At 44.9% G+C, this 22494-nt stretch carries 15 protein-coding genes; all 15 read right to left on the bottom strand.

Annotated elements, in window-relative coordinates; translation table 11 throughout:
- Position 1 precedes the first annotated feature (1 nt).
- The 15 genes from HMPREF9624_RS01685 to prdC all read right to left on the bottom strand — a co-directional run bounded on the left by HMPREF9624_RS01685 (position 2) and on the right by prdC (position 22435).
- Positions 2 to 883 (bottom strand): branched-chain amino acid ABC transporter permease, encoded by an 882-nt coding sequence (locus tag HMPREF9624_RS01685; RefSeq protein WP_036594690.1) that lies wholly within the window; start codon positions 881 to 883, stop codon positions 2 to 4.
- 174 nt (positions 884 to 1057) lie between these two features.
- Positions 1058 to 2248, bottom strand: a complete 1191-nt coding sequence (locus HMPREF9624_RS01680; protein ID WP_009536259.1) for an ABC transporter substrate-binding protein — start codon at positions 2246 to 2248, stop codon at positions 1058 to 1060.
- 179 nt (positions 2249 to 2427) lie between these two features.
- A complete protein-coding gene (locus HMPREF9624_RS01675; protein ID WP_009536258.1) occupies positions 2428 to 3429 on the bottom strand; it encodes an NAD(P)H-dependent glycerol-3-phosphate dehydrogenase in 1002 nt (333 codons plus the stop codon).
- A gap of 18 nt (positions 3430 to 3447) precedes the next feature.
- The gene (gene plsY / locus HMPREF9624_RS01670) at positions 3448 to 4119 is read right to left on the bottom strand and encodes a glycerol-3-phosphate 1-O-acyltransferase PlsY (protein ID WP_009536257.1); all 672 of its coding nucleotides are present in this window, start codon (positions 4117 to 4119) and stop codon (positions 3448 to 3450) included.
- Positions 4120 to 5445 carry a ribosome biogenesis GTPase Der gene (gene der / locus HMPREF9624_RS01665; RefSeq protein WP_009536256.1) on the bottom strand — a complete coding sequence of 442 codons (1326 nt, stop codon included), beginning with the start codon at positions 5443 to 5445 and terminating at the stop codon, positions 4120 to 4122.
- Between the two features lie 260 nt (positions 5446 to 5705).
- On the bottom strand, positions 5706 to 9242 hold the full coding sequence (gene nifJ, locus HMPREF9624_RS01660; RefSeq protein ID WP_009536255.1) for a pyruvate:ferredoxin (flavodoxin) oxidoreductase: 3537 nt from the start codon (positions 9240 to 9242) through the stop codon (positions 5706 to 5708).
- Between the two features lie 238 nt (positions 9243 to 9480).
- Positions 9481 to 11394, bottom strand: a complete 1914-nt coding sequence (locus tag HMPREF9624_RS01655; protein WP_009536254.1) for a VanW family protein — start codon at positions 11392 to 11394, stop codon at positions 9481 to 9483.
- A 298-nt stretch (positions 11395 to 11692) separates the two neighbouring features.
- Positions 11693 to 14110, bottom strand: coding sequence for a leucine--tRNA ligase (gene leuS, locus HMPREF9624_RS01650; protein WP_009536253.1), 2418 nt, complete (start codon positions 14108 to 14110; stop codon positions 11693 to 11695).
- Positions 14111 to 14238: 128 nt separating this feature from the next.
- Complete coding sequence (gene selB, locus HMPREF9624_RS01645) at positions 14239 to 16296, bottom strand: selenocysteine-specific translation elongation factor (protein WP_009536252.1); 2058 nt, start codon at positions 16294 to 16296, stop codon at positions 14239 to 14241.
- 69 nt (positions 16297 to 16365) lie between these two features.
- Positions 16366 to 16836 carry a glycine/sarcosine/betaine reductase component B subunit gene (locus HMPREF9624_RS01640; protein WP_009428674.1) on the bottom strand — a complete coding sequence of 157 codons (471 nt, stop codon included), beginning with the start codon at positions 16834 to 16836 and terminating at the stop codon, positions 16366 to 16368.
- A gap of 66 nt (positions 16837 to 16902) precedes the next feature.
- The gene (gene prdD / locus HMPREF9624_RS01635) at positions 16903 to 17676 is read right to left on the bottom strand and encodes a proline reductase cluster protein PrdD (RefSeq protein ID WP_009536251.1); all 774 of its coding nucleotides are present in this window, start codon (positions 17674 to 17676) and stop codon (positions 16903 to 16905) included.
- A gap of 309 nt (positions 17677 to 17985) precedes the next feature.
- On the bottom strand, positions 17986 to 18711 hold the full coding sequence (prdB, locus tag HMPREF9624_RS11470) for a D-proline reductase (dithiol) protein PrdB (protein ID WP_081465277.1): 726 nt from the start codon (positions 18709 to 18711) through the stop codon (positions 17986 to 17988).
- Between the two features lie 36 nt (positions 18712 to 18747).
- Positions 18748 to 18993, bottom strand: coding sequence for a CBO2463/CBO2479 domain-containing protein (locus HMPREF9624_RS01620; RefSeq protein ID WP_009536249.1), 246 nt, complete (start codon positions 18991 to 18993; stop codon positions 18748 to 18750).
- Entirely contained in the window at positions 18993 to 20912 is a 1920-nt protein-coding gene (prdA, locus tag HMPREF9624_RS01615) for a D-proline reductase (dithiol) proprotein PrdA (protein ID WP_009536248.1), read from the bottom strand. The genes HMPREF9624_RS01620 and prdA overlap by 1 nt, the downstream gene beginning before the upstream one ends.
- A gap of 17 nt (positions 20913 to 20929) precedes the next feature.
- The gene (gene prdC, locus HMPREF9624_RS01610; RefSeq protein ID WP_009536247.1) at positions 20930 to 22435 is read right to left on the bottom strand and encodes a proline reductase-associated electron transfer protein PrdC; all 1506 of its coding nucleotides are present in this window, start codon (positions 22433 to 22435) and stop codon (positions 20930 to 20932) included.
- Between the last annotated feature and the right edge of the window lie 59 nt (positions 22436 to 22494).

The following is a 22494-nucleotide window of genomic DNA, read 5'->3' as shown; positions in this document are numbered from 1 at the left end:
TTTACACCTTCTCCATAATCTTCTTTCCTAAAATGCCGGTCGGCTTAATCAGGAGAACTACAATTAAAACAGAAAACACGATAGCGTCAGACAGTTTTGAAGAAATATAAGCCTTGGACAGGTTTTCTAAAATTCCGAGTAAGATGCCGCCGATAAAGGCTCCCGGAATAGATCCGATTCCTCCAAGTACTGCAGCGACAAAGGCTTTAATACCGGGCATTGCCCCCGTAGTCGGCGTTAAACTCGGATAAGCCGAGCACAGCAGAATACCCGCCACACTGGCCAGAGCGGATCCGATAGCAAAAGTCATGGCAATGGTCGCATTGACATTGACCCCCATAAGGCTAGCCGCACCCTTATCCTCGGAAACGGCAAGCATCGCCTGTCCCGCCTTTGTTTTATGGATAAAGAGGAGAAGAAAAACCGCAACCAAAGCCCCCACAATAATAGTTACTACCGTCTCCCCGGAAATCACAAGATTTCCGCCGGAAAGTTTAATCGGAGAAATTTTCACAAAAGAAGTAAAGCTCTTCGGATTTGCACTAAATAATAATAAAGCCAGATTCTGGAGCAAATAAGAAACGCCGATGGCAGTAATCAATACTGCAAGAGCGTTTGCATTTCGAAGCGGCTTATAGGCAATCCTTTCAATTAAAACACCGAGCGCCGTGCAGACTGCCATGCTGAGAAGCACGGCAAGCGGAATAGGAAGGCCCATTTGATTAAAGGCAATAAAAGCCGTATAGCTGCCGACCATGAGTACGTCTCCATGTGCAAAATTCAGCATCTTCGCAATTCCATATACCATGGTATAGCCCAGCGCAATAATGGCATAGACAGAGCCTAAGCTTATACCACTTAAAAGATATGAAATAAAACTCATCATAGAAAAATTTCTCCTTCATAGTAAGAAAAAGGCAAAGCGAAAGCATTGCCTTTTTCCTTATAGCTAAAAACGTAAATCTTGGAGCTTTTATCCATTTACATAAAAACACACAAGCCGAAAATCAAATCTCTGACTGAAATTTTTTATATAAAGAACTTGCTCTACAAAGGGTTACTCTGCGGAAACATATGCTCCGTCTTTGATGATAACAGCCTTCGGCTCTTTATCTACATCTCCGGAAGCATCCCACTTCATACCGGAACCGGTAAGACCGTCTAAAGAAATCTCCGTCATGGCCTTCTCCATAGCATCTCCCAACTCGGAAACACTCTGGTCCGGTGTCAGATTTGCTTTCTCAACGGCAGCTTTAATAGCATAAACCGCATCATAAGCATCCGCAGCAAACTGAATCGGTGTATCCTTATACTTCTCTTTGTAGTTCTTTACAAAGTTTACGGTCAAATCATCTTTAGCATCCGCAGCAAACGGTGTCAGAAGCATCAGACCTTCAGCAAGCTTTGTATCAAAATTCTCCACGTTCAGGATTCCATCCATACCGTCACATCCGAAGAAGGTCGGCTTATATCCCATAGTATTGGCCTGGGTAAGAACCAAAGCCGCCTCTGTATAGTAGAAGGGTAAGAAAACAAGGTCCGCTCCGGAATCCTTCATCTTCTGTAACTGCGTGGAGAAATCCTTGTTGGAATCCGCGGTAAACTGCTCATCCGCTACGATTTCTAATCCCTGCTTCGGAGCTTCTTCCTTGAAAGAATCATGTACACCGGTAGAATATACGTCAGAAGAATCATAAATGATACCGATCTTGGTTCCCAGCTTATGAGAACCGATATACTGTGCAGACTTCGCTCCTTGTGCAGGATCAGAGAAGCATACACGGAAGACATTCTTAGGTGCAGTTACTTCCAAAGCGGAACCCGACGGAGAAAGAATAAACATATTATCCGGCTCGGACTCTGTTCCTACAGCGATAGCAGGTGCAGAAGTTGTCGGTCCTACAAGGAACTGCATTCCCCAGTCCTTCAAGCTGTTATATGCATTGATAGCCTTTTCCTGATCATGCTCATCATCGGCCTTCTTGTATTCAATCTGGTAGCCGTTGATTCCGCCGTTTGCATTGATTTCATTCACGGCAATTTCCGCACCGTTCACTACAGCGTTACCATAGACTGCCGCTCCCCCTGTTAAGGGTCCCTGAGAACCGATTTTCCAAACTTTTCCGTTTGCATCCGCTTTCTCAGTTGCAGTACCGCTTGTTTCATTACTACTCTTTGTATTCCCGCCACAAGCCACTAAGGACAAAGCCATAAGTGTCGCTAAGGCAAAACTGATTTGTTTTTTCATTGCAATCCTCCCTTAATTCTTAAAATCTTTCCGTATTATAGGGAAGACTGCCCGGCTTGTCAATTCTTTTTATAACAATATTTACGGAATATTTATCTTGTTATAACCCAAAGGAATACCTATTATGATTGCAATGCTTTGAAGCTTATTCTTTCCAGCCTCCATTTGCTTTATATTGATTAAAAGCCGACGGCCGGGCTTTCACTTCGACTATCCCTGAGCATTAAATCGGATACTGCGTCTTTGGCAGGCTTTCCCTCAAAAAGAACCGCATTCACTTCTTTTACAATCGGAAGATCGACATGATATTTTTCACCAAGCTTTTTGGCCGCTTTTGCGGCATACACGCCTTCCACTACCTGTCCGACTTCCTTCATTGCTTCTTCATAAGTCTCACCCTTTCCGATTAAGATTCCCGCTCTCCTGTTTCGGGAATGCTTGGAAGCACAGGTAACAATCAGGTCTCCAATTCCGGAAAGCCCGGCAAAAGTTTCCAGATGACATCCCATAGCCTGTCCGAGCCTTGCAATTTCTGCAATTCCCCGCGTAATTAAAGCCGCCATCGTATTGTCCCCGTAACCCAGTCCATCCGCAATGCCTGCGGCAAGCGCAATGACGTTCTTTAAAGCCGCACCGATTTCCACTCCCAGAACATCTTTATTGGTATAAACCCGGAAAGTATCGCTGATAAAAACAGACTGAATCTTTCTTGCTGTTTCTTCATCCTTAGACGCACAAACTATGGTAGTCGGAATAAAGCGGGATACCTCCTCCGCATGGGAGGGCCCGGAAAGCACGGCAATTTTATTTTCCGGAAAAAACTCTTCCAAAATATCCGTCATGGTATAGAGCGTACTCTCTTCTATTCCTTTGGAAACGGTCACAAGGATTTGCTCCTTCCGAACGAAGGGAAGCGTTCTTTCCCCCATGGATCTTGTAAAAATAGAAGGTACTGCATAAACCAGCACTTCCCCCTCTTTTACCGCTTCTTCCAAAGAAGTAAGAATTGCAATTTCTTTCGGAATCACCACATCCGGAAGATTCATGCATTTTCTCTTCTCCTCCAAGTACTTTGCTTCCTTCTCGTCATGTGTCCACAAGTAAACGGAATGCCCATTTTTCCAAAGTGTCATTGATAAGGCCGTTCCCCAGCTTCCGGCACCAAGCACTGTGATTTTCATAAAAGCTCCTTTTCAAAATTACCGTTCTTTTTCCCTCGGCTCTTTCTTCTTTTTTCCGAAACGATTTTCCGTACCGTTTAAAAGTCTCTTGATATTACCTCTATGCTGGAAAATGAGCATAGCCATAAGTAGAAAACTTAAAGCACACATGGGAAGATAAACCGCATTTGAAAAAGGAAAAAGCAGTGATGTCTTCCCAAACAATACGACAGAGAAGAAAAATACCGTAACAGCCAGCATAGATCCCAGACTTACATAGCCGGTAATCAGGACAACCAGAATAAAAAAGAGCAAGAGACAGAGTGTATAGATTGGAGATAAGGCAATCAAAAGAGCCCCTGTACAGGCTACTCCTTTTCCTCCCTTAACCTTGGGAATACAGGGAAAGTTATGTCCAAGAATTGCTCCGATACCCGTCACCATCAGAATAAGACTCTTTAAGTCCTCATTTTCCGGTTTGAATAACAGCACCATAAAAAAGATGGGGAGCATACACTTTGCAATATCCATAAGAAGCACGGTAATCCCCGCTTTTTTCCCCAGAGTACGAAGAATATTCGTGCTGCCCGGATTCCCGGATCCTTCCTTATAGATATCAATTCCTTGGGTTTTTGCATACAAATAGCCGTTAGGGATGTTCCCGAAAGCATAACCCACAACTAAGCAGAACAAAATTTCCTGTACCGGCATTTATTTCTCTTCCCCTCTTTCTCTGATGATAAAGCGTATAGGGGTTCCTCTAAAACCGAAGTTCTCCCGAATCTGATTCTCAATATAACGGGTATAGGAGAAATGCATCAGCTCTCTGTCATTGACAAAAATCACAAAGGTAGGAGGCGAAACGGAAGCCTGCGTAATATAAAATAGCTTGAGTCTTTTTCCTTTATCGGAAGGCGGTTGCTTCATGGCAGTCGCTCTCGCCATAATTTCATTTAAGACACCGGTCTTTATGCGCAAAACCTGATTTTCATGGATTCTGTCCACCATTTCAAAAATCTTCTGTGTGCGCTGTCCGGTTTCCGCGGAAATAAAGAGAATCTCCGCATAGTCCATATAAGAAAACTTTTCACGAAGCTTCTTCGTAAACTCCTGCATGGTCTTGTCGTCCTTTTCCACAAGATCCCATTTATTGACTGCCAGGATTACTCCTTTTCCGGATTCATGGGCTATACCGGCAATGCGGGTATCTCCATCCGTAATACCCTCTGTAGCATCCAGTAAAACAATGCATATGTCTGCTCTATCTACTGCAGAAACGGTACGAATCACGGAATACCTTTCGATTTCCTCCGTCACTCTTCCCTTTCGGCGAAGCCCCGCCGTATCGATGAATACATAGGGAACGCCATTATGAATGATTTCCGTATCAATGGCATCACGAGTCGTTCCGGCAATATCCGAAACAATAACACGGTTCTCTCCCAGAAGCTTATTGGTTAGAGAGCTCTTTCCCACATTCGGTTTTCCGATGAGCGCAATCTTCAAGCGATCATCCTCTTCCTCAGCTTCCCCTTCCTTCGGAAAGTGTTTAACCACTTCCTCCAGCAAATCTCCGATTCCCATATGATTCGCGGAAGACACGGCAAAGGGTTCTCCCAAAGCCAAAGAATAAAATTCGTAAATATCATTTCCGAACTTCTTCACACTGTCTACCTTATTTACACAGAGTACAACCGGCTTCTTGGACTTCCTGAGCATATTGGCCACTTCATAGTCCGCATCCACCACTCCGCTTCTCACATCGGTAACAAAAATAATCACATCTGCTGTCTCAATCGCAAGTTCAGCCTGAGAGCGCATTTGCTTCAGTAAAATATCATCGGAAACAGGCTCAATTCCACCGGTATCGACCAAGGTAAAATGATAATTCAACCAGGACGCTTCGGCATAGATACGATCTCTTGTTACCCCCGGCGTATCCTGTACGATGGAAATCTGTTTTCCGGCTATTGTATTAAATAGAGTGGATTTTCCCACATTAGGACGCCCCACTACGGCGACAATGGCTTTTCTCACGCTATTCCTCCCTTTCAATACTCGAAATCGATTCATTTTACCATTAATTCAGGATAATGTCACATGCTTAAAAAAATAGCTGAACAAAAAGGAAAGAAAAAAAGAAGGGAACAAAGTCCCTTCCTTTTTCTTGAATTCATAACGAGTATCGTGCGCAAAGCGTGCGATATCTCGTTTAATGAGTATCCCTGAAAAACTACGTTGGTCTCATAGAAAGCTCTTAATGAATATAAATCCATCTGAATGAAAAGGTAATTCAATTAGTTGTTGTATAAATCAACCAATCTCTTTAACTTCTCGTATCTCTCTCTAGCTTCCTTCTCGTTCATCTCGTCCAAAGCCTTTGCTCTCTCCGGATTCTTCAGAGCCAGAGAAAGGTAACGAACCTCACCCTGTAAGAATTCCTGATAAGATTCGAACTTCGGTTCCTTGGAGTCTAAGCTGAACTTCTTGTCTCCGCCAAGCGGATTAAAACGGAAGTTGTTCCAGTAACCGGCCTCAACGGCAAGCTTCTCTTCGGTCTGTGCCTTAGCCATACCCTTCTTGATACCGTGGTTGATACAGGGAGAGTAAGCGATGATAAGAGACGGTCCCGGATATGCCTCCGCCTCGGAAATAGCCTTAACGGTCTGTGCCATATCTGCACCCATTGCGATGTGTGCTACATAAACATAGCCGTAGGACATTGCAATTCCGGCAAGATCCTTCTTCTTAGTCTCCTTACCGCCGGCAGCAAACTGTGCCACAGCACCGGTCGGAGTAGACTTGGAAGACTGTCCGCCTGTGTTGGAGTATACCTCAGTATCGAATACCATAACATTGATATCTTTTCCGGAAGCAAGAACATGATCCAATCCGCCGAATCCGATATCATATGCCCAACCGTCACCACCGAAAATCCACTGGCTCTTCTTTCCTAAGAAGTCCTTATTCTTCAGAAGATCCTTAGCCACTTCGTCGGTCTTTCCTTCCAAAGCAGCAACCAGCTTCTCTGTAGCGGTACCGTTTGTAGCACCGACAGCAAAGGTATCCAAATATTCCTTAGCCGCTTCCACAACAGCGCTGTCCTTATTGTCTTCTACAAGCTTTTCAACCTGCTTCTTCAGACGGTTACGAATCGCATTCTGTGCAAGAAGCATACCGTATCCGAACTCTGCATTGTCCTCAAAGAGAGAGTTATCCCAAGCCGGGCCCTGTCCCTTTGCGTTTACCGTATACGGTGTAGAGGGAGAAGAGTTACCCCAGATAGAAGAACATCCTGTAGCATTACTGATGTACATTCTCTCTCCGAAAAGCTGTGTGATGAGCTTGGCATACGGTGTCTCTCCACATCCCGGACATGCACCGGAGAACTCGAAGAGCGGCTTCTTAAACTGAGATCCCTTAACGGTAGTCTCCTTAAACTTTGCAATAACTTCTTCCTTCTCGGGAAGCTTAACAGCATAGTCGAAGTACTTCTGACGATCCAGATTGTCCTCGATTGGGGACATAACAAGAGCCTTCTCGCCCTTCATACCCGGACATACATTTGCACAAGATCCGCAGCCTACGCAATCCATTACGGAAACCTTGATACCGAACTTGTAGTTGGGCATTCCGTTCATAGCCTTCTGCTGATCTGCTTCCGGAGCCTTTGCAGCCTCATCCTCCGTATAAGCAAAAGCACGAATTGCGGCATGAGGACAAACATAGGAACAGAAGTTACACTGAATACAGTTATCCGGATTCCATGCAGGAACGTTAACAGCAATACCACGCTTTTCGTAAGCAGCCGTTCCAACCGGTGTGGAACCGTCTACATAGCTTGTGAAAGCGGAAACCGGAAGATTGTTACCTTCCTGAGCGGATACATGATTCTGCACATTGTTTACAAAGTCGAGAATGTCCTTTCTACCCTCGGTCTTCGTCTTAAATTCAAGACCTTCATCTGCGCAGTTAGCCCATTCCTTCTTTACTTCCACTTCTTCAAAAGCATTGGCACCGGCATCAATTGCAGCCCAGTTCTTCTTAACGACATCTTCACCCTTACGACCGTAGGTCTTCTCAGCGGCATCCTTCATGAGCTTGTTAGCCTGCTCCTTCGGAATGATACCGGTTAAGGTAAAGAATGCGGACTGCAGAATCGTGTTGATACGCGTTGGTCCCATGCCGGTTTCGATACCGATTTTAACACCGTTGATTACATAGAACTTGATGTTATGCTCGGCCATGTACTTCTTTACCTGGCCCGGAATATGCTTTTCCACCTCATCCTTGGACCATGTACAGTTCAGAAGGAAGGTACCGCCGTCAACCAGCTCTTGTACCATATTAAACTTAGTCATATAGGAAGGATTGTGGCAGGCAACGAAGTCAGCTCTCTTAATCAGGTAAGTAGACTTAATCGGCTTATCACCAAATCTTAAGTGAGACATGGTAACACCGCCGGACTTCTTGGAATCATAATCGAAGTAAGCCTGTGCGTACTTATCTGTATTGTCACCGATGATCTTGATGGAGTTCTTGTTTGCTCCAACGGTTCCATCAGCTCCCAGTCCCCAGAACTTACAGTTTACGGTTCCTGCAGGAGTTGTAACGATGGAAGGCCCAACCTCCAGAGAAAGATGGGTTACATCATCATTGATTCCGATAGTGAATCTCTTCTTATCCTTGTTGTTGTATACAGCTACAATCTGTGCGGGAGTAGTGTCCTTGGAACCTAAGCCGTAACGGCCGGAAAGAACAGTCACGTCCTTAAACTCGCTGTCGGAAAGTGCAGCAACAACATCTAAGTATAAAGGCTCACCGATAGATCCCGGCTCCTTGGTACGATCCAATACGGAGATAGTCTTTACCGTCTTCGGAATAGCCTTCAAGAAAGCATCGGTTGCAAACGGTCTATACAATCTTACCTTGATTAAACCAAGCTTTGCGCCGGTCTTTTCCGCTAAATAATCGATGGTCTCTTCAATGGTCTCATTTACAGAACCCATAGCCACAATAACGTGCTCTGCATCCTGTGCTCCATAGTAGTTGAACAAAGCATAATTTGTTCCGATCTTCTTGTTTACCTTATCCATGTACTCCTGCACAATAGCCGGAAGTGCATCATAATAAGGATTGCAAGCTTCTCTTGCCTGGAAGAAAATGTCCGGATTCTGTGCGGAACCTCTCTCAACCGGGTGATTCGGGTTTAATGCATTCTTACGGAAAGCATCAATATACTCCCAATCTACCATATCCTTCAAATCTTCATAATCCCACTCTTCAATCTTCTGGATCTCGTGAGAAGTACGGAAACCGTCGAAGAAGTTAATGAAAGGAAGTCTTCCCTTTAAGGCTGCAAGGTGCGCAACCGGAGTTAAGTCCATAACTTCCTGTACGGAAGATTCACAAAGCAGTGCAGCACCAGTCTGACGGCAAGCCATAACATCGGAGTGATCTCCGAAGATGGAAAGCGCATGTGTTGCAACAGCTCTTGCAGATACATCAAAAACACCGGGAAGCTGCTCACCGGCAATCTTATAAATATCCGGAATCATAAGGAGCAAACCTTGGGATGCCGTAAAAGTAGTTGTTAAAGCACCGGCAGCGAGTGCTCCGTGTACTGCTCCTGCAGCACCGGCCTCGGACTGCATCTCCGTTACCTGAACGGTTTCCCCGAGAATGTTCTGTCTTCCCTCTGTTGCCCACTCATCCACATGCTCAGGCATAACAGAAGAAGGTGTAATCGGGAAAATTGCAGCCACTTCCGAGAACGCATAGGATGCATGAGCCGCAGCCTGGTTACCGTCCATGGTCTTCATTTTTCTTGCCATAAAATACCCTCCTGAAAAAAATGAAACATTATCCTTAAAGTCCTTTTTGGGACCTTACATACCGAAAATTAGTATAACATTCCCCCTTTGAAAAGCAATGGAATTTGCCTCCGTTCCTTATTTAGTACAATTATCAAAACTTTCACAAAAAAAGAGTACCAAACGCAAAGCGCTCAATACTCTTTTTAAATACTCTTTTAAATACTCTTTTTAAATACTCTTTTTAAATACTCTTCTATTAATCGGAACCCGGCCCCGGAGAAATATAGTCTTCTGCTGTAGTCGTTACCGTATTGCTTCCACTCGGTCCATTGGAAATCACCGGATTTTCAGCGGTTTTAGACTCACTTTGCTTCGTTTCCGAACTCTTTGTTTCCTGTGCAGAGCTTGCCTGCGTACTTCCGGTCTGACTCTCTGCCGCAGAGGAACTTTCCGTACTGCCCTCCGCATATTTTTTCGGAGTATGCCCTTTATAGCTGGCATAATGGTCTTTCACCTTCTCGGTCTTTCCGTCTTTCGTAATGACCTTGAACGCCTGCCATTCGGATCCGGCGGAACCGCTACTCTCCTTGCCCTGTTCAGGGGTAATGATCTGAGGCTGCGGAACAGGTAAATCTTTAACTTTCTCCGATACCAGTTCCCACTTCACTCCCTCCGGAAGAACCGGCAAACCGTATATTTGTACCGTAGCCGTTTGATCCTTGTACCAAGCCAAAATACCGACAGCGTGCTTGGAATTGTTTACAAATTTATAATCCGGTCCCGGCCAGGAAACGGTCGCATCGGTTCCCGGTGTAACATAAGTCGGGGCAAAGGTATGCGCTCTTCTATAGGTAGTCGTAAGTCCTGCACGAAATACCGCGTTATAAAGTGTAGAGGAAATCTGGCAAACGCCTCCTCCAACTTCTTCCACAACTTCTCCCTGGTTGTAAGCAGCTGCAGGTTTATAGCCCTTCTCCGCCGTTCTTTGTCCGACAACGGTATTAAAGGAAAACTCCTCGCCGGGCTCTAACACCGTACCGTTTACCGCCTCTGCAGCAAGCTTGACATTCGTATTACGCAATTGATTAGAGGTTGTTTTTGTGGTTACGCTGGCAATAATTTTATATTTATCCTTAATAGAGTCGGTTGAAGCCGGAATGGCGGAACCAACAGTCTCTACTTCCCCGGAAAACTCTTTTGCATCGAGCAAATCCATAACCTTCTTGGCTGTATCGCTTACATTAACGGCATAGCCGTCCTTGGTTCCTCCGAATTCAAATTCCCCGGTTGATCTGTTGTATTTTGTAATATCTCCGTTTTGAGGAGCCATCTTCCAAACAATTGCAAGCTGATTGACATAGTCCGTTATCTTGTCGTTGAAATTCGGCAGTTGTAACACATAGTCCGCTGTAGGAGCCTGTGTTTCCGTTTCCGATGTAGTTTCTTCTTTTTTCTTCTTTTTCTTTTTTTCTTTCTCTGTGGAACTCTCTTCCGTACTGCTTTCTACCGTCTCACTCTCTTTGTATGCCGTAAAAATCTGCTCTACAAAATCGTGAATACTGTCTTCCAACAAATCCGGAACGTTGTATTCCGTTTTTTCCGGTCGAATGGTCACATCGGAAAGAGAATTGGCAATTTTAACAATTTCCTCCGTACCCTGGTCATCTACTCCGTCATCAGAGCTGCTATTCTCTTTATGCTCCGGAAACTCCGGCATGGAAAAATACTGAATATTGGGATTCGCATTTTTAATCACAATATTCCACTGGTAGGATTTGTGCAGAAAATCCTCCACTTCCTCCTTGGTCATGCCCTTCATATTTAAAAGCTCGGCATCTTTCTTGAAAGCGGAGTAATCCAAATATAAATCTTTTTGAATTGCATCGGGATTGATTGCCTGTGTTTCTACCGCACTTTCCGTCTCTTCCGCATGAGAAGAAGGACGGGACAGCGCATAAACTCCCGTACCCAGTACGGCAATAGCCAAAACACCGATTAACACAAAAGGAAATGGAGATTTTTTATTGGGTCTTCTTCCACTTCCGCCGTTTCCGCTACCTCTCCCGGACCTTACTCCTCTATCATTATAGCTGTAGGATGCGCTACGACTTCTGGAACTTCCCTGCGCTCTACTGACTCCTCTTGATAATCTTCTTTGACTGGCTAGCATATTTCATCCTCTGTCTTCTATACAAACAAGATCACAGTATCCTCCTGTGACTCCACAATAAATTGAATAAGCATTTTCCGTAAAGTCTGAAAACGAAATAAATTTTGAACAATTCTCCCGTAACAGCATTGTAAAAAAGGATAACCCCCGCCTGTTGCGATATTCGTTATTCATTACGAAAGGGCGTCGTTTCCTATACAGAAAACGACGCCCTTTATCATACCACAGTATTTTTTTTTGTGTAGAAAAACTTCCTAAAATCTTTCTGTAGTCAGTCACAAAATTGTAAGAAAATGAATCAAGCTTTTACTACAAAATTCACAATCTTACCCGGAACATAAACTTCCTTGATAAGTTCACCGGAAAGCTTGTCTCCGAGAGCTTTCTTCGCCTCTTTTAAAATACTCTCCTTATCGATATCCTTCGGCACCTCGAGTACAATCTTTACTTTCCCGTTAATCTGCACCGGCACCTTGATTTCATCCGATTCTCTTTCCTTATCGCTGTACTCCGGCCAGTTTGCGGAAAAGACGGAAGTCTCTCCGCCGCATAAATGATAGCATTCCTCCGCAATATGCGGTGCAAAAGGAGCCAGTAAGATGGAGAAGGTCTTTAAAGTCTCTAAATCCATTCCCCCTTCTCTTTTAGCGATATCGAGCATAGCATTGTTATACTCCATAAAACCGGAAACCACGGTGTTTAAGTTAAAGCTTTCGAAACGCTCCTCAATATCATGAATTAAGTTATGGCGAAGGCGAACCATCTCCTTTGTCTCTGCTACATTTTTCTCTTTTGAATCGAGTACCAGAGAATAGAAACGGTTTAAGAAACGGTAAACGCCATCTATTCCTCTTGCGTCCCAGGCTGCATCCAGCTCGGGAGGACCGACAAAAAGTTCATAAAGACGCAGGGCATCACAGCCGTAATCCGCCACTAGATCATCCGGAGAAACTACATTCCCCATGGACTTGGACATCTTCTGCCCGTCCGGTCCTAAAATCATACCTTGATTAAAGAGCTTTTTAAAAGGCTCCTTAAACCCTACTACACCGATGTCATAGAGGAACTTTGTCCAGAACCGGGAATAGAGCAGGTGAAGCACCGCATGCTCCACTCCTCCGATATACATGTCCACCGGAAGATACTTATCCGCCTTTTCCCTGCTGATCAGTTCCTTATCATTGTATTTATCCACATAACGGATAAAGTACCAAGAAGAACCTGCCCACTGGGGCATCGTGTTCGTCTCTCTCTTTGCCTTACCGCCACATTTCGGACAGGTACAATTTACCCATTCGGGAATGCCGGCAAGAGGGGATTCTCCCGTTCCGCTCGGCTCATAATGCTCTACCTCGGGAAGCTTTAAGGGCAATTCCTCAACCGGAACCGCAACATTTCCACATTTCGGGCAGTGCACGATGGGAATCGGTTCTCCCCAGTAACGCTGTCTGGAGAATACCCAGTCTCTTAATTTATAGCTGACGGTCTTCTTACCGAGACCCTTCTTCTCTATCTCTTCCGGAGCGCTTTCTTTCAATACGGAGGATTCCTGTCCGTTCCAAGCGCCGGAATTAATCATTACTCCGCTTGCTTCCGTATAAGCCTCTGTCAGTTCCTCTTCCTTTCCGTCCTTGGAAATAACCTGGACGATGGGAAGATTAAATTTCTTTGCAAAGGCAAAGTCACGGGAATCATGCGCAGGCACGCACATGATAGCACCGGTTCCGTGGTCGGCAAGTACATAGTCGGAAATCCAAACCGGAGTCTTCTTACCGTTCATCGGATTGATAACATAAGCCCCGGTAAAGACGCCGGTCTTATCTTTATCCGTAACGGCCATTCTGTCCACATTGGACTTATTTGCCGCTTTTTGAATATACTCCTCTACCTCGGGAAGCTTCTCCGCTGTCGTAATCTTTTTTACCAAAGGATGTTCCGGAGCAAGAACCAGGAAGGTCGCCCCGTAAAGCGTATCGGGTCTTGTGGTAAAAACGGTAATCTTCTCTTCGGCGTTCTCCAGCTTGAAATCCACCTCTGCACCGTAAGAACGACCAATCCACTCTGCCTGCATCTTCTTTACCTTTTCCGGCCAGTCCAGAGTGTCCAGATCATCGAGTAAACGGTCCGCATAAGCGGTAATCTTCAGCATCCACTGGCGAAGATTTTTCTTCGTCACTGCAGTTCCGCACCGCTCGCATTTTCCGTCTACCACCTCTTCGTTCGCAAGTCCGGTCTTACAGCTTGGGCACCAGTTGATTGGGAATTCTTTCTCGTAAGCAAGACCCTTCTCAAACATTTTCACAAAAATCCACTGTGTCCACTTAAAATAATCCGGATCCGTGGTGTTCAGCTCCATATCCCAGTCATAAATGGCGTTAATCTGCTGCAGCTGCCTCTTTATATTTTCCACATTCTTTTTGGTCGTAATAGACGGATGAATGCCCATCTTGATAGCATAGTTTTCCGCAGGAAGGCCGAAGGCATCCCAGCCCATGGGGTGAATCACGTATTTTCCCCTAATCAACTGGTAACGAGACCAGGCATCGGAAATCACATACCCTCTCCAGTGTCCCACATGTAAGCCGGAGCCGGAAGGGTACGGAAACATATCCAAACAATAATACTTTTCCTTCTTATCATCTTTCGGATTAATGGGATTCTTCTCCCAAAATTCCTGCCACTTCTTTTCCACTTGTGCATGATTATATCTTGCCATGTTTCACCTCTATCTTCCTACAACAATGCTGTTTATTGTATATCCAAACTTCGAGTCTCGTCAAGGCGTAGACCGCGCGCCTGCTGATTTCTTAAAACTGAGTTAGCTGAAAGCTATCCCTTTTTGCTTTATGGCACAGAGCGTGCACTTTCAAAGCCTCTGTCCTTCGTTATTCCCATTCTGTCCGTTGCCTTGAAGAAGAGCTTCGCATTTTTTCGAGAAATTCCGAACTCTTCCCGAAGCGCATCGATGGTGATTTCTCCCTCTTTTTCCATTTTATCCAGAGAAAAATTCTTTAAGTTTTCGAAGAGTTTTCGGAGCGTATAGTATTCTCCGTCCAGCTTGACGAGTGTTCCCTTATTTTCCAAGCTTGCCACAACATCGCTAAGGCGATTTTTTTCCTCCGAAAGCCAGAAATGATCGGAAAGTTTCATAAAGCTGTACTTTCCTTTTTGCATATCGTTTACAAGAGCATTGGCAATCTTCGTGTACAGTGCATCCTTAATCAGCTTAAAATCCGATAAGGCGATGAATTCCTCTCCGAAGCGAAAATCCCCCTTCTCTTCCCAACTGTCGAGTAGTGCCTTATAGGTATTTTTGCTATAAGAAGAGAAGAGCTTACTGTAGAGCACCATGGGCTTTTCCCCCAATTTATACGGATTCTTCTTATGAAAGTCACGAAGGTAATCCTCTACTTCTTTTCGCATAAGTATCTCCTCTTCGGAAAGAATAGCAAAAAGTTCTCCATTCAGCTCTATCGTAAAAAGGAAAGAGTTCCCATTCTCTTCCGTAAAGAAGACACTGTTCGTATTGTTGTCCGCATCGGAGGAAACTAAGTGGCTTATCTTTTCCGCCTCTAAAATTTCCTGAATTTTCGGAAAACCGCTGAAGCGTTTTTTCAATTCCGTAAAAGAGCTGAAGTTTCTCTTCCGCTTTTTTAAGAAAGATGCGAGTAAAGCCTCTTCACCCTCATTTTCCAAAGCTTCTAAAAATGTAAGCGGAAATCTTCCCCTTCTATGGCGCCCTCTCGGACAAGGATCCAAAACAAGACCTCCTCCGAGTGTCTCTCCCTCCGCATCATTTCTAAGAATAAAACGTTCCCGAAAAACGGACACCGTCTTTTCTTGAAGTTGTAGCTGGACGAAAGAGGACTCTCCTTTTTTTATCCTTTCTCCCTCCAAAAAAATGACCTTACACGAAATGTGTGCAGTCCCTATCAGTAATTCCAGGTGCTGATTATGCTTTATTTCGGAAAATGGGGAAATACATTCTATACGGCAGTCTAAGAGGAAGCTTGGCTGTAAGCTTCCCTTTTCCGCTATGATATCTCCTTTTTTACAGGCTGCTTTCTCCATTCCTTGCAGATTCAGCGCGATTCTTTCTCCTGCATAGGCTGAGTTCACATCTTCCCCATGCACCTGTATATTTCGGATTTTTACTTCTCTTTCTTCGGGATAAAGTAAGTAAACTCCGGCGGCACCCCCGCTTTCTCCGCTATCACCGGCTTCTCGAATTTCCTCGCTTACTCCGCTTTTTCCGCTGTGCTTATCCTTTTGAATCTTACCGGAAAGAGCCGTCCCGGTAACAATGGTTCCGGCACCTGCCACGGAAAACACTCTATCCACCGGCATGCGAAAGACTCCCTTGGAAGACTTTCCCACTATTTTCTCCGCTTCCTCGCTTAAATACGTTTTTAAAGCGGAAATCCCTTCCCCTGTATAAGAGGATAGCGGAAAAATCTTCGGCTCCGACTCATGAGGAAAAAACTTTTTATAGAGTGTGTAAACCTCCTCTTCCCTTTTCATCAAAAGAGCGGAATCCACAAGATCCACCATAGTAAGCACTAAAACGACTTTCTTTATCTGAAGCAGACGAAGAATCGCAAGGTGCTCCTCCGTCTGCGGCATGACACCTTCCTTTGCCGAAACAACAAGGAGAACCAAATCCATTCCCATAGCACCGGAGACCATACTGCGAATGAATTTTTCATGTCCCGGCGTATCAATTATGGAAATCTTCTTTCCGGACGGAAGTAAAAGAGAGGCAAAGCCCAATGCAATGCTCATTCCTCTTTCTTTTTCTTCTTTCAGTCTGTCCGTATCACAACCGCACAAGGCTTTCACGAGAGCCGTCTTTCCATGATCGATATGTCCGGCAGTGCCGATTACATAATGTCTTTCCTCCATACTGTTTCCTTATTTTTTGCCTGCGCTTTTTATCCTATTCTTTTCTATATCCATGCTATTTTTCTATTTCTATCGATTCAATTTCCGCATCTTTAATTTCAGAAGCGCCTTTGCTTTTTTGGCATCGGTACGTACAAGATTATTTTCTCCTACCACATTCGTCTCGATGCCTTCCACGCTCTTATTGATATCCACAATACTGTCCATATAACGATTTGTCACCACAAAAGCCCCCTGCACACCCACAAAAGAGACTCCAACCACGGCAATCTCTCGCTTTCCGATCTCCTCTATTGCATGAGCAAAATCCACATTGCTGTTCCCCCAGCTGTCTTCACTGACGATTGCCCCCTTAACGCGCATCGCCTCCGCTAACGCACCGATACGGTCTCCCGTAAAATATTTACTGGCATTGTCCTGCGGAATCCCGGCAAGAATCACCCCGACAAAATCGATATCCGTATCGTCGCAGAGTTCATCCACAAGAGGATCCCGAAAATGATGCAAAGTCGTTTCTTTGGTAGAAGGACCGATTCCCATAAGCTTCTTTCTTCCTTTCTCTTCCGATTCTATCTCTTTTCAAAAAGTAAAGTCAAATTGATGCATCTAATACAGCGCCCGTATCGCACCGTCCCGGTATTCATTCGGAGAAAGAATCACGGGAGAGCCTGTGCTTTCTATAATGGAGCGACTTCCATTATAGCCGGAAGGCTCGGGAGAGAGAAAATGTGTATCGTACATCGCGCCCTGTCCGCTCACCATTTTCACTAAAACCACTTTTTCTTTCCCGGGTCTCTCTATATCCTGATAATCATGTCTTTCCGTGCAATGCCTTCCGTCCAGCTTTTTCAGAACATGCCGTATTTCCTGACAAAAAGAGTCACAAATCCTGTGGCAGGCATCCGGTCCCGAACGGGAATATCCGGCTCTTGCCTCAAGACAAATATCCATAAGGAGAATCAAGTCCTCCTTTCCCGGTGTACCTGCACGGTCAAAGACAATCTGTTCATCCAGAAAACCGTCTGAGTTTCCGAAGGCGGAAATGTAGTTTCCTTCCGTATCCGTTCCGCAAAGAACCAGATAAATTCCGGTCAGCGTATGCGTAATCCCCTCTCCGATTTTCCCGAGTACCTTGGTGGAAATGGGAATAATGTCCATAATGGAATGAATAGGAACGTGTCGTTCTTCTTTGGAAATAAGCTTAAGAGAGGCCGAGTGGATTAAAGGTTCTTTTTCTGCCAGTTTTTCCGGAACGGAAGAATCAAAACAGAGGGTATATTGATTGTTCGCCTCTTTTTCCAAAGAAAAACATTTTTCCTCTCTTGCCGCTTGAACATGAAAAGCTTTGATGCTTAAAGTTCTAAGAATTCTATCTTCCATAATATCACTCTCTATTCTCGATTTTTATATTTCTCGATTTTCCTTACTGAATAAGCTTAATCGAGAAGCTCTATATTTCGCAAGGGCTACTCCTAAAGAATACAAAAAAAAGACCGTTAAAAATCAAAAATACACTATGCCGGCAAGTTCCTTTCCGGCGTGCTTTCACTAAGCTCGTCGGAAACCCGCATGGCAAAAAACTACAGTTTTGATTTTTCACAGTCCTTTTCACGGAGTAGGAGATATCGTGTAAAGTACACGGTACCTCCTTCTGAACAAGTATCACTCGCGGTTCACGCGGTACTTCGTTTATACCTTCGCAATATATTCATAGGGAAGGGATACAATCTTTCCTGCAGACTCGATTTTCTCAAGCTGCTCCAAGGTATCCTTTACAATATGATATTGCATTTCTTTATTGTTCGGCTCTCCTGCATTTGCACCCATCGGAACGAGAGGAGCAACTGCTCTTGGACTACCGGTCTGTCTTACGACAGGAGGAAGGGCGGCGATAATGATTGTGGGAATGCCAACCTCCTCTATAGCTCTCTGCACAAGCACGGCAGAACGATGACAGGTCCCTCAGCCTGCGGTAAGGATTACGGCATCCACGCCTTCATCCTTCAAAATCTTCGCAATAGCCGGACCGGTTTCGTTTTTGAATTTTTCCTGGTTTCCGCCACCGCCCATGAAGCCGATGTGTACAGGCGCTACCGCCTTAATGACTCCATCCTTTGCAAGTTCATGCAATCGGTCAATGGGGAACATACAGTTTATATCTTTGTTAACATCACTATTGTCATATCCGCCGTGAGAAACCATCAGCTCCGCAGAAGGCATCGTATCCTTAATGATTCTGAAACTGAAGTCACCGGCAAGATTAAATCTCTTATCATCCTTATGATGCACCCCTGCCGCCGTGGCAATCGCTACAACCATATCCTTTAGAGGTTTGGTAACCGGTGCCCATACGGGAGGAGGCGTTATCGGAACAAAGATTTCAGACTGCATCCCTTTTACTACTGTAAAATCCATCTTTTTCTCCTTTCTTTCGTATTTTATGTAAATATTCTAAAGCTCTTTGTGCTTTTGAATATTACTAACATATTTCTCATTTACTGCAGGACCGAGCTGTTCGATAAAACTCATGTTAAAGCCCACCTCCTGTCCGACCTTGATTTCGTAGTCGGAAATCAGCATGCGCATAGGGATTTTCAAGTACCCGAGTCGTCCCTTTAAATCAATTCCTACCGCCCCATCGTGAACTTCCACGATAATGCCTTCCATGTAAATGAGCCTGTCCGTATATTTCGGCATCAGGACTGCAGGTACTTTTCCTTAAATTTATCACTCATGGGAAGAGAAGTTTCATTCTCCACGAGTTGAACAGGTTTTCCGCTCAGATTGGAAATCAGTTCAACATTCTGCAACTTTACATTCGGATTCCATTTTCTTTCCGCCTTCGTAATTTCCTCTCCGAACATCTCGGCTTTAAGCATGTAGATTGCACGGATAGCATCCTCATGACAGAGCGTATTGTTTGCCAGAATTTCATTTTCAATACCGGCCTCGGATTTATTGTTGTCTACCATGGCATTCATATATTTATTTCCGACAACGAGAGCACCCTGATTTGCACAGAAGGACATCCCCACAACCTTAATACCTCGTTTTCCAATCTGCTCAATATGGCTTGCGAAGTCGATATGGTTATTTCCAAATCCCTCCGTGGTAACAAAAGCGCCGTCCGCGCCTATAGCTTCCAGGGTCATCCCTACACGACGGGAAACATAGAACTTTTCCGAATTAATCTGCGGAGATCCTACAAGAACCACTCCGCAAAGATCCAGTTCCTTATCATGTAAAACCTCCAGAACCAAAGGCTCTCTCCAGTAGTGACGGGACATTTCCTTCGATGCCGGCCCTATACAGGTTAAAGCATGAATGCAACCGTCCAGGACTTCCAAAGGGGAAACCACGACAGGAACATTTCCAAGGTCTACATTCGGCTTTGCTCCGAGCACGCCTACCGGCTCTACCGGAAGAAGCAGGTTATCATGCATAGCACCCTGCCCCATGATTTCCTTTACAATAACCACTTTCTTCTTACCCGGTCTTCTCAGCTGATTAAAGGTCTCCGTATCGACAACAAGACTTTCCTCCGCCTTCTTTAAGGCCTTACGGATTTCTTCGGTAATGACATCCGTTGCCGCATGCGCTGCCAAGGGTCCCGGACGTTCCATATTGGTCTTTTCTTTAATCGTCACATTAGTCTTGATGAAGATTTCTCCCTTATCCGGGCATCCGGGACGTCCCCACATAATATTCTCATCAAGGTAACCTTCAGAAGACCCGAATTCTCCGATTTGTACCCCGTTGGAATCCGTTCCGGAAACCATCATGACCACGCCATCCAAGACTCTGGTTGTTCCGCATCCAAGCTCCTCATCCCCCTCTTTTGTCGCAATAGGCTGTACATCCATGATGGTGTTGGAAAAGCTGTGGTACTGCGCCGGTGTAATAATATCCAGCTCCAGCTTCTCCACAAGTTCCTGAGAAGCTGCAGCTTCTTCTTCGATTCCTTCTCGTATGAAAAGGATTGTTCCTTCCAGTTTTGTTTCGGAACCGCGCCTAACCTCCGTAACCTTATAATGCTTTCTGACAAGAGAACGGACAAGAATTTCCTCTTCTTTTTTCTCTTTCTCTGTGTTTTTCCCGTTCTCGGAAGAGAGCTGAGATGCTATAGGAGAGGTAAATGCTCCCTGCACTGCAGAAGTAGCGGAAGAAATCCCGAGCGCGCCTACCGGAATCTGAATATCGATTCCCTTTCCTTCTCCGATATGAATCTTTAAGCAACCCCCGAAAGAACTGTTCTGCCCTACGGGTAGGAAAGTCTGTCCATTTTTTTCTTCGCTTACAGCATTTCCCGTGTTATCCCCTGCCTCTCTTCTTTCTTCTTTTTCTTCTGTTTTTTCTTCTCTTTCTTTCTCGGAAAGCTGCACTAAATCTTTCGTAAGAGGGGTCAGTGAATCACAGGTCTTTATCAATTTTGCCCCCAAAGCCTCCTCTATCGTAATACATCCGTCCAGCTTCAAAAGCCCTTGGTCGACTAAATCATCAAATATCTCCGGATCTTCGAGATTGTGATGGGAAAGGACGATTCCTTCCTCCGCCCTGCAGCACAAGACTGCCGGACTTTTTTTATGTTCTTCTGCATATTCTGCCGAAATTGACATTGCACACTTCCTTTCTTTTATGAAAACTCTATATGAATATCCTGCCCTTCCTCTATACGGATATGGAACAGTCCTTCTTCTATAAATGCCTCTGTATCCGACTTTCGTTCTTCTTTCTTATCGAGAGTACCGGAATCTCTCCTTTCTTCGCCTCCTCCTGAAGAACCTTGCTTTTTTGCTTCCTCCGGAAAGGGAATCTGTCTTCCCTCTTCATTTACGGGAAGCTGTTCTACCGTTTTGGATTTTGTAAGGTAGCGCATAGGCTCCATCCCGACAGTTTTAAGAACATGATCGGTTTGATGATGTACTGTTAAATTCATCTTGGGAGCGGATCCCATAACGGTATTCGTACAATCACTGCAATTCCCGATAAGAATATCCGTGCACCCCTTATTCTTAAAGTGCAAAATCTTCGCTGCCTGACCGGGACAGTTTCCCGGATTTTCACATTTCAGTGTTCCCCGTACATCCACCGCCTGTTTACATGCCTGGACTGCAGTAAGTGTAGCATTATACTTTTTACATAGATCTTCCATTCTGTCCATGTTTCCACCGCAAGCACAGATCAGAACCCCCGTTTTGGCTCCCTTAAGATCCGGAAATGGCTCTGTAACAAGAATCCCGCCGCTTGTCTTTGTAATGGGAGTGGAAAGGGAAACCGCAGTTCCAGTGAAAGGTCCTCCTAAAAGAATTTCTCCGTACTCTCCGTCTATCCCTCCTGCCATTTCAATGAGCTCTCCTACTGTAGTGCCCACCGGAATATCCATAAAGACCTGCGATTCTTTACCCTTCTTGAGCTTCCCCGCTACAGTAATATTTTTCAGGAAAGAAGGCTTCTTCTCTTCCACGGCTTCCGCAATACGAAGGCAGGTTTCCACATTGATTACCACGGCTCCCGCTTCGGAAGGAAGTGCCGTAGGCGGAAGCAAGATTCCGAGGACTTCCCGAACTACCGCTCTTTCCTCCCCCATCGGATAAAGGTCCGGAAGAAGATGCAGGGTAATATTCGGAAAATCGGGAAGAGTACGAAGCAGCAAATTGATTTCTTCCTCATGCTTCTTCTTTATCGCAATAACCGCCTTTGCCGCCTTGCAACTTTGCATAGCATAGTCTATCCCGCGAAGGGTCTTTTCCGGCTGCTCCAAAATCTGCCTCATATTATGCTGAAGGAGAGGTTCGCACTCCGCTGCATTGACCAGAAGATAGCCTCCTTTTAAATCTATATTTAATTTTATTGCGGTAGGAAAACCTGCCCCTCCCATTCCGACAATTCCTGCGTCTTGGATGAGAGAGAGGATGTCTTTCCCCGATATCGGCTCAAAACCATCGCACTGCTCTACAGATTCTTCCACAAAGATTCGGTCTTCCTTAATTTCTTTGACCAGTCCGTCCACAGAAGAATGAACATTTGCCCCAAGCCCCTCCGGAACGGCAAGAAGACTTCCTCTCCTCACTCTGTCCCCCGGCTTTACGACAGCTTTCGCAAACGACCCGATATGCTGTTTCAGTAAAATCTCCTTCATTACTAGATTACTCCTCTATCCATATAACTACTCTTCTTTTCGGCATTATACCATAACTT

Source organism: Oribacterium asaccharolyticum ACB7 (assembly GCF_000238075.1).
Classification (GTDB): domain Bacteria; phylum Bacillota; class Clostridia; order Lachnospirales; family Lachnospiraceae; genus Oribacterium; species Oribacterium asaccharolyticum.
This window is presented reverse-complemented; position numbering and strand designations above follow the sequence as displayed.

Coding starts and splice junctions, on each gene's coding strand:
- HMPREF9624_RS01685 (WP_036594690.1), bottom strand. CDS start 883: ATGAGTTTTATTTCATATCTTTTAAGTGGTATAAGCTTAGGCTCTGTC.
- HMPREF9624_RS01680 (WP_009536259.1), bottom strand. CDS start 2,248: ATGAAAAAACAAATCAGTTTTGCCTTAGCGACACTTATGGCTTTGTCC.
- HMPREF9624_RS01675 (WP_009536258.1), bottom strand. CDS start 3,429: ATGAAAATCACAGTGCTTGGTGCCGGAAGCTGGGGAACGGCCTTATCA.
- plsY (WP_009536257.1), bottom strand. CDS start 4,119: ATGCCGGTACAGGAAATTTTGTTCTGCTTAGTTGTGGGTTATGCTTTC.
- nifJ (WP_009536255.1), bottom strand. CDS start 9,242: ATGGCAAGAAAAATGAAGACCATGGACGGTAACCAGGCTGCGGCTCAT.
- HMPREF9624_RS01655 (WP_009536254.1), bottom strand. CDS start 11,394: ATGCTAGCCAGTCAAAGAAGATTATCAAGAGGAGTCAGTAGAGCGCAG.
- leuS (WP_009536253.1), bottom strand. CDS start 14,110: ATGGCAAGATATAATCATGCACAAGTGGAAAAGAAGTGGCAGGAATTT.
- selB (WP_009536252.1), bottom strand. CDS start 16,296: ATGGAGGAAAGACATTATGTAATCGGCACTGCCGGACATATCGATCAT.
- HMPREF9624_RS01640 (WP_009428674.1), bottom strand. CDS start 16,836: ATGGGAATCGGTCCTTCTACCAAAGAAACGACTTTGCATCATTTTCGG.
- prdD (WP_009536251.1), bottom strand. CDS start 17,676: ATGGAAGATAGAATTCTTAGAACTTTAAGCATCAAAGCTTTTCATGTT.
- HMPREF9624_RS01620 (WP_009536249.1), bottom strand. CDS start 18,993: ATGCCGAAATATACGGACAGGCTCATTTACATGGAAGGCATTATCGTG.
- prdA (WP_009536248.1), bottom strand. CDS start 20,912: ATGTCAATTTCGGCAGAATATGCAGAAGAACATAAAAAAAGTCCGGCA.
- prdC (WP_009536247.1), bottom strand. CDS start 22,435: ATGAAGGAGATTTTACTGAAACAGCATATCGGGTCGTTTGCGAAAGCT.